The organism is Vibrio sp. 1159 (assembly GCF_033340395.1).
Lineage (GTDB): Bacteria > Pseudomonadota > Gammaproteobacteria > Enterobacterales > Vibrionaceae > Vibrio > Vibrio alginolyticus.
In genome coordinates, this window is sequence record NZ_JAWOWL010000152.1 from 1 (window position 1) to 1,157 (window position 1,157).

Consider the following 1,157-nt stretch of genomic DNA (forward strand, 5'->3'; position numbering starts at 1 on the left):
AAACGTCTTAATGAAATGGATGTCATTGTGGTGAATGGTATTGGCCATGATGATTTTGCATTGAAGGTGATCAACGCGTCGCAACGCGATGATCTCGTTGTCATTGAAGCCAACAAAGAAGTTCCGCTATTGCCAGCAATGGGACAATCAGTCGGGCAAGGCGCGGTGAATCCACATACGTTCGTTGGGCTCTCAACAACGATTCAAAAGGTTTATACCATCGCGAGCGAGTTGAGCAAACTCGACCCTGACAATGCCGATTTCTACCGTAAAAACGCGCGTCAATACGCTAAAATTTTTCGCATGATGAAACGTGATGCCATGTTGTCGTTGGGCGAATTGGACACGGCGGGAATGAAGGTTGCGACAACGCACAACGCATACGGCTACATTCTGCAAGAGTTTGGTGTGGATGTTGCTGCAGTGATTGAGCCAGCTCATGGCGTGGAGCCGAGCGCGAGCCAACTGCAAGAGACGATCGAGAAGATCAAACGATCTGGCATTGATGTGTTGTTTTACGAGCTGAATATGCCAAATCGCTTTGTTGATACCATCGAAGAAGCGACAGGAGTTAAGCTCTACCGTTTTTCTCACATGACGCATGGGGAATACGAAGCGAACAAAGTGGAAGTTGAGATGCGCGAAAATGTTGAGACCTTGATTGAAGCGATGAAGTTCGTGGCAAGCAAACACGCACAGGAGAAAGCGTAATGCTTGGTCCTTCTATCTCGATAGATAATTTAAGTCTCCAATACGGTGACAACGTGATATTGCAGAATGTTACTACAACCTTCGAGCCGGGCAAGTGCCATGTGATTATGGGTCCAAATGGTGGAGGAAAAACCTCGTTGTTGCGCTCCGTACTTGGACTTACGCCTTTTACTGGCGACATTTCCGTTCACTGGCCGAATAAGACTCACAATAAGCATGGCGGAAACGTTGGTTATGTTCCTCAAAAAGCGATGTTTGAAGCCAGCTTACCGCTAACGGTGATGGATTTTGTGTTGCTGAACCAAACACGAATCCCACTATTCTGGCGCCGTAAAACCAAACAAACACAACGTGCGTTGGCGCAATTAGATCGTGTCGGCATGGCCGCTCGCTCAGATCGTCGTATGGGGCAACTTTCTGGTGGCGAGCAACAGCGTGTGTTGTTC

At 47.9% G+C, this 1,157-nt stretch carries 2 protein-coding genes; both read left to right on the forward strand.

The features are described from left to right. Nucleotides 1-711, forward strand: a 711-nt coding sequence (locus R7127_RS26625; RefSeq protein WP_318148726.1) for a metal ABC transporter solute-binding protein, Zn/Mn family, incomplete at its 5' end; no start/stop codon positions are given. Then, a partial coding sequence (locus tag R7127_RS26630; RefSeq protein ID WP_318148727.1) for a metal ABC transporter ATP-binding protein occupies nucleotides 711-1,157 on the forward strand: 447 nt, incomplete at its 3' end. The genes R7127_RS26625 and R7127_RS26630, both read left to right, overlap by 1 nt.